A 756-nucleotide genomic window follows, 5' to 3' on the forward strand; every position below is an offset into this window, starting at 1 on the left:
AATATATATCTACCAAAGATGACTTAAAGGATATTTTCAAAGAATATAACTTTGATCTTTCTATATGTTGTGCTGATACTCCCAAGTACACAATCGATGCATGGTTTGATGAATTGTCAATAGAATTTAATAAACCTTTTATTGCAGGTTCATATGCTTCTACAGTTATAAATACATTTTGTATGAACCCAAATTTAACAATTACAAGCTCTGAGTTGTATGGCGAACATGGTGCTTCAAGAGAACAGCTCTTGGATAACATATCATTCCCGACAAGTGTTATAGCACCGATCACTTATATGGCTGCAGGATTGATTTCTTATCAAGCTTACAGTGTCATTACACAACTAAATTATAAACCAGAGGCCATTCAAATCGATTTATTTAACTGGACAGTAAATAAATATGACCTTAGAAAAAAATAAAAACTTCATATATTTAATTTCTGGAAGAGTAATAACAAATTTCGGAGATAGCTTATATACAGTTGTTTTAACGTATATAACAATATCTTTTTACAACTTTGGTGCAAGTGCTTTAGCTATCTTCGGATTAATAGCTTTTTTACCATCCTTAATGAATTTTGCCTTTGGGACTTTAATAGACAACTTTAGAAACAAAAAAAAGTTATTAATAAGTTTCGAAATTATACAATTGATATCTATAACTGGAATATTATTAACTGTGTACTTTAGATTAGATATAATATTAATTTTTTTATTACATTTCATATTTTCATTTGCAAATACATTGATA

Annotated in this window: 2 protein-coding genes; one reads left to right on the forward strand and one right to left on the reverse strand. The window is 28.2% G+C overall.

Annotated features, from left to right (window positions below):
- On the forward strand, positions 1-425 hold a 425-nt coding region (locus PVA17_RS24880), incomplete at its 5' end, for a hypothetical protein (RefSeq protein WP_274069362.1).
- A 90-nt stretch (positions 426-515) separates the two neighbouring features.
- Here PVA17_RS24880 and PVA17_RS24885 read toward each other — a convergent pair.
- Positions 516-756, reverse strand: a 241-nt coding sequence (locus PVA17_RS24885; RefSeq protein WP_274069363.1) for a hypothetical protein, incomplete at its 5' end; no start/stop codon positions are given.

Origin of the sequence: Lysinibacillus sp. CNPSo 3705 (assembly GCF_028674935.1) — a bacterium.
Taxonomy (GTDB): Bacteria; Bacillota; Bacilli; order Bacillales_A; family Planococcaceae; genus Lysinibacillus.